Source organism: Actinomycetota bacterium (assembly GCA_018334075.1).
Lineage (GTDB): Bacteria > Actinomycetota > Coriobacteriia > Anaerosomatales > UBA912 > JAGXSC01.
Genome location: JAGXSC010000031.1, coordinates 1 through 5,884, shown reverse-complemented (window position 1 = coordinate 5,884; position 5,884 = coordinate 1). Strand labels below are relative to the sequence as shown.

The following is a 5,884-nucleotide window of genomic DNA, read 5'->3' as shown; positions in this document are numbered from 1 at the left end:
GCGCAGGCTCGGGTTCGGGTTCGGGCTGCGGCGCAGGTTCGGGTTCGGGTTCGGGCTGCGGCGCAGGTTCGGGTTCGGGTTCGGGCTGCGGCGCAGGTGGCGGTTCAGGCTGCGGCGCAGGTCGCCAGTCGCCTGTGCGTAACGGCTCTTTCAGCCAGTCAGGTGTATACCTCTCATGCGAGTCCGTTAGAGCGTCCGCCTCACTTGCTGTAGCGAGCTCAGAGGTCTCGATCGGCTCTTGATAGAAGTCCTCGGTGGAAAAAGTGACCTGTTCTTCACGAACGCCGAGAGATCTTATCAAGCTGATCGTCAGCATTAAAACGGAAACAACCGCGAGAGCGAACGAGGCGAACAGTATAATTACCCAGACATCCATGTTTAGGCCATGGTGTCCAGTATTCTGTGCATCAGTCCCAGCAAGACCGACTTCACCGAGTCCCGGTCCCTTGCGTCAAGTGGAAGCAGCGGAATCGAGTCTTCCAGAGCGAGCTGTTCACGAGCGAACCGTATCAAATCCAAGTCGTCAGGAGCGACCTTGTTTGCGGCGACCACAAAGGGAACATCGGACATCTCTCGGAAGAATTGGATCATGGCGGCCGCATCAGAAAAAGAGTCGCTGTCCGAGATATCGACGAGAAGCACAAAGCCCAGCATTCCTTCGGATAGCGTCTCCCACATGAAGGAAAATCTTTCCTGGCCCGGCGTACCGAACAGGTACAGGACGACGTCTTCCGAGATGGTGATCCGGCCAAAATCCATGGCAACGGTGGTCTCTCCGCGACCTTCACCTGAAACGTCGGAGACTTGCCGCTCGGTTGAGAGCACGGTAATCTCACTGACCGACTTTATGAAGGTTGTTTTTCCGGCGTTGAAAGGCCCGGTGATTACGACTTTCACTGACTGCATCAGGTCACGGATCTCCTTATCACAGTTTATCGATACCTTCGATGATCTTGAGTAGCAACTCCCTGCCCACCGCTTTGTCACGCTGCAGCGATGCCGAGAGGGTTTGCTCTGTCAGTTTGTTCACGCTGGCGACGGGGCGCTTGCTTTCTGTCGCGCCCGTCAGTGCCGATATTTCGGCGCCGAGGCTACGGGTAAAGCCAGCACCCATATCTTCAACCGAGATATCAGCCATAAATGCATCAGTCGATATGACTCCCGTCTTAGGGGGCGAGAGTGGCTCGTCATCAGTGTCATCTGGAAGCTCTACCGCGTCCGGCCCCGTCAGATCCTCAAGTGACTCCAGGATGAAGGAGAGATCCGATGCCGTGTCCGTTTCAGTAACTGGAGCATCCTCTGGCTGCGGAGGCTCGCTGGGCTCTAAAAGCTCAGGTCCTGGCAGCTCTCCAAGGCCGAGAGCCATAAGATCACGCTCAAGATCCCCGGTGATAATCGGAGTGCTCATATAAGTCTCTGGCGTCTGCTCGGGCTGTGGTTCCGGCTCGAGCATCGCCCCAAGCGCCAGCTCAAACTCCGGTTCGGGCTCGGGTGTGGGCTCGGGCTCAAACTCCGGTTCGGGTTCGGGTGTGGGCTCAGGTTCAGGTTCGGGCTCCCACGCGGGCTCGGGTTCCGGCTCCGGTTCGGGTTCTGGTTCGGGCTCAGCTTCTGGTTCAAGCACGGGCACGGGCATCAGGACCGCACCCATCATCTCCTCAAGTACCGCAATGTCGGCCTCTGTGGGCGCCGGCGATGCGGCGAGAAACTCTGGCATTTCAGGTTCAACCTTGACGTCGACCCTCATCGCAGCTTCTCGCTCAGATTCAAGCGCGCGTAATTCGGCCTCTCTCTGGAGACGTTCACCACGCAAACGCTCAACCTCGTCCTCACTGGCGACCTCGAGCAGCCCCGCAGAGAACAGGCCATACATGATGCGCGCCACTTCAAAGTCGGTACGCTTTTTCTCTGCCGCAAGTTCGGCCACAGAACGAGAGCCATCTACGAGCAGCAGCAAGTTCCACTCTATCGGTTTGAGCGAGATTTCAAATGTGCCTTCGCCAGGGGCGGTGGCCATCTTGAAAACTACGTCCATGGACGGGATCTTCTTCTTGATTCGCGCCCACTCTTCCAGGCGACGGCTGCCCTCCATCACTACATTTTCAATCGAAACCGAGAGTCCAATGTCTTCGTGAAGCACCTCTGGAAGAAGCTCGAAATCGAAATCCCCATCGTCCCATCGCATCAAATCAAAGATGGTGTCCTCGATCTGCTCCTGGACGAATGTCTCTAATATCTTGTCGGTGATATAACCTTCATCGATTAGCACCTGGCCGAGACGCCTGTCGCCTCCCACTGGTCCCGAGGCAATCTCCAATGCCCTATTCAGCGCATTAGGGGTGATTCGGCCAGCCTGAACCAGACGCTCGCCCAGCGGCTCACCTCGCCAGTTGGATTGCGCGAAGAACACATCGCCGTCGCGAAACCATACCGACCCACGCGAGCCATCGGCACGCATGATTCGCAGCACACCCGTCTTCTTGCTGAAGTAAATCAGCTGGAAAACGTCGGGCAAGCTAAAGTCTTTTAGGTTTCCGCGAAGCGCCATCGGCTACTTTCGTACCCTTCTAGTATGATCCCTCACCAGCGAATTCAGCCGAGGATCGCGGCCATCTCGGCCGCAGCGGCCTTCATGTCGTACAAAACAAGTCCCACTTTACTGTCCTCGAGAGTAAGCGCGGTAAGCACTCCGCGTTCGCCCGCCGAGATTAAAATGACGTATCCACCTTCACCTTCGATGAAAACCTGTGTCAGATGCCCGCGTCCTAGCTCGGCAGCAGCTCGCTCGCCGAGACCAAGGATGGCGGCGGACATCGCACCTACCCTATCTTCCTGCATGCCTTCGGGAAGCGCGGAGGCCATCACGAAACCATCCATGCTCACTAGCGCCGCTGCCTGAATATCGGTTGACCTGATCATCAGGGCGTTCAAGGATGTCTCAAGGCGCTCTTCGCGCGTCGGTGTGCGAGGCGAAGGGGCAGGCTGTTGCGGTGCCACAACTGGCTCAGGCACAACGACTACCGGAGCCGCGATAATATCGTAATCCTCCTCTACTACCTCATCATCAACATCACTGATGAAATAGTCGTTGGTTCCGTTGTTCGCCACGCGGTGCGGCACCTCCCTGAATAACGTCTTTTGTTACAACAATTCGCCGGCAGAAGCCAAATGGGCGAAACGCACAGCTAGTCTCTCACGAAAAAGGCAGCTATAACAACCATTGTCCATGAAAGTGCCAGAGAGTGGCCACCAAAACCGTTAGACAACTACTCTGAGCACCTCCTCAATGGAGGTCAACCCCATCCTAGCCTTCTCAAAGCCGTCGTCACGAAGGGTTCGCATGCCTTCCACTATCGCTTGGCGTTTAATCTCATCTGCCGAGGCATGCTCGACCGTCATCCGCTCGAGCGTCTCGGACATCGAGAGCACTTCGTGTATCCCCATCCGCCCTTTGTATCCAATGTTATTACACTTCTTACATCCTTTTGCGCGATAAAGAGTCGGCAAGTTATCTGGCTCGAAATCAAAACCGACGCGTGTCAGCGCTGATACCTCCGGCGTGTAGGCCTCTTTGCAACTTGAGCACAGCCGGCGAGCCAGTCGCTGAGCGAGAACGCACGTTATCGCCGAGGCGGTCAAAAAGGGCTCGATTCCCATCTCGGTCAAACGCGTCACAGCCGAAGGGGCGTCGTTGGTGTGGAGAGTGGAGAGCACGAGGTGTCCGGTTAGCGCCGCCTCAATCGCAATGGTTCCGGTCTCCTTATCGCGGATCTCGCCGATCATCACCCTGTCGGGGTCCTGGCGCAAGATGGATCTAAGTGCGGCCGCGAAAGTCAACCCCGCCTTTTCATGCACCTGGACCTGTGAGAGTCCAGCAAGACGATACTCGACCGGATCTTCCACTGTGATCATGTTGGATTTGGGGTCGTTCGTTTCATTTATCGCAGCATACAAGGTAGTTGATTTGCCCGAACCGGTAGGCCCGGTCACGAGAATAGCTCCATAAGGCAGCTTCAGAGCGTCAAAAAGCCGATGCATATTGTGCTCGAGAAAGCCCAGATCCTTCAGTGACATCATGATAGAGTCCTTGCGAAGTAGCCTCAAGACAGCCATCTCGCCATTGACGATGGGTAGCACGGCAACACGGAAATCCACGCCCTTACCATCGAGTATGACCCCGAAACGCCCGTCTTGGGGTATGCGTCGCTCGGCGATGTCCATCCCCGATTGAATCTTCAATCTGCTGATGAGCTGCCGGTTCAACTTTTTGGGGCTACGCATGATCTCCTGACACACGCCGTCTACGCGAAACCTGACTCTCATCTCCCTCTCGTAAGGCTCGATGTAGATGTCACCCGCGCCTCGCCTTATGCCTTCGGTGACGATCTGATTGAGCAACTTCGCGACCGGAGCCGCGTCTTCTTCCGACTCAACCTCCTGCGCTCCGAACCCCTCCGTGGCATCCTCCAGATCGCCAACCATCTCATCGACGTTTTGCCTGGAGGCGGCGAAACGATCGATCGCGGTAAGCAGGTCGCTCTCTGCTGCCACGACAGGACGAACTTCTCGGCCGGTCACGATTCGAACGTCATCGATGGCAAACACGTTCGTCGGATCGGCCATCGCGACAATCAGCTCATCATCTTGCACCTTGATCGGCAAAAGCATGTAGCGCCTGGCCAGCTCGGAGGAGAAATTAATCGCGGCGTTCGGGTCTATCTCGAAAGCGCCGAGGTCGACGTAGGCCACCTTCATCTCTTCGGCGACTGTCTGTGCAATCTTCACCTCATCGGCAAAGCCCAAAGAGCTTATCGCCGATGTAAGGGAGGCGCTGCCCTCATGGAGAAGAGCTTCCTCCATCTGCTCGGCGGTGATCACGCCGGATTTCACCAATATCCTGGCAAGGCGCTTCGATGTGGCCGCGCTCATTCGATTACCTCGCCTGAGCAGGTGCTCGACAGCACTGACTGCGCGGCGGAGCGCATCAGATCGCGGGGGGCTTTGTGCTGCGCGGTCTCACTCCAGATGTCGATGGCGAGCGCAGCCTGATGCACGAGCATTCCCAGCCCGCCTATGGCAAGAGCTCCTGCATCGCGAGCCGCCTTGAGCAGGTCCGTTTCTCGAACGTTGTATACCATGTCGCAAACGATCTGATCCCGAGAGATCCACGAAACCGGAATCGGCGAGGGATCATCTTGAGCCATTCCCGTCGGGGTGGCGTTGATCAGCAATCTCGACTCTCTGATCTGCTCTTCGGCCTCGGAAACGTGAAGCGGCACTATCTCGGTTGATCGGGCATAGGGCATCAGGCGGTCAGCGAGCTCTTCGGCGCGCTCTACCGTTCGATTGACAATAGCGACTCTTCCGGCTTTCTCAAGGATGAATGCGACAGCGGCGGCCCCAGCCGCTCCTCCCGCGCCAATGATCGTGATGTTCTCGCCGCCTGAAGTGAATCGTGCTTCTTCGGCAAGTGACTCCACGAGCCCTCGGCCGTCAGTGTTGTAGCCGACAAGGCGCCCGTCCACACAGTGAACCGTGTTCACGGCCCCCGCCATCTTTGCGGCCATCGCCACCTCATCGCAGTACGTCAGCATCGCCTGCTTGAAAGGCATAGTGACGTTGAAGCCGACAAAGGGCAGCACCCTGATCGCTCGCAGCACCCGCTCGAGGTCGTCCTCGTGCTTGAGGCCCAGCGGCACGTAAGCCCAGTCAAAATCAAGCTCGCGATATGCGGCGTTGTGCATCGCCGGCGACAAGGAGTGATTCACTGGCATTCCCAGAATGCCCGCAAGGCGGGTCTTGCCACTGATCGGTTTACCCACTGGCATCTTCCCTCACTAGTACGAATTCTTTCGGCAGCTTACGACAGTGGCTCACGGCCCGCCAG

At 57.1% G+C, this 5,884-nt stretch carries 6 protein-coding genes; 1 reads left to right on the top strand and 5 read right to left on the bottom strand.

Translation table 11 applies throughout. The features are described from left to right. Nucleotides 1-213: hypothetical protein (locus tag KGZ89_04185; protein MBS3974046.1), on the top strand; the 213-nt coding region annotated here is incomplete at its 5' end. A 165-nt stretch (nucleotides 214-378) separates the two neighbouring features. Here KGZ89_04185 and KGZ89_04180 read toward each other — a convergent pair. From KGZ89_04180 to aroE, 5 genes are all read right to left on the bottom strand, one after another. Further along, complete coding sequence (locus KGZ89_04180; GenBank protein MBS3974045.1) at nucleotides 379-906, bottom strand: ATP/GTP-binding protein; 528 nt, start codon at nucleotides 904-906, stop codon at nucleotides 379-381. 19 nt (nucleotides 907-925) lie between these two features. Further along, nucleotides 926-2,545 (bottom strand): DUF4388 domain-containing protein, encoded by a 1,620-nt coding sequence (locus KGZ89_04175; protein MBS3974044.1) that lies wholly within the window; start codon nucleotides 2,543-2,545, stop codon nucleotides 926-928. 44 nt (nucleotides 2,546-2,589) lie between these two features. After that, a complete protein-coding gene (locus KGZ89_04170) occupies nucleotides 2,590-2,916 on the bottom strand; it encodes a roadblock/LC7 domain-containing protein (GenBank protein MBS3974043.1) in 327 nt (108 codons plus the stop codon). A 339-nt stretch (nucleotides 2,917-3,255) separates the two neighbouring features. After that, a complete protein-coding gene (tadA, locus tag KGZ89_04165) occupies nucleotides 3,256-4,926 on the bottom strand; it encodes a Flp pilus assembly complex ATPase component TadA (protein MBS3974042.1) in 1,671 nt (556 codons plus the stop codon). Then, nucleotides 4,923-5,825, bottom strand: coding sequence for a shikimate dehydrogenase (aroE, locus tag KGZ89_04160; GenBank protein ID MBS3974041.1), 903 nt, complete (start codon nucleotides 5,823-5,825; stop codon nucleotides 4,923-4,925). Before aroE ends, tadA begins: the two co-directional genes overlap by 4 nt. Nucleotides 5,826-5,884 lie beyond the last annotated feature (59 nt).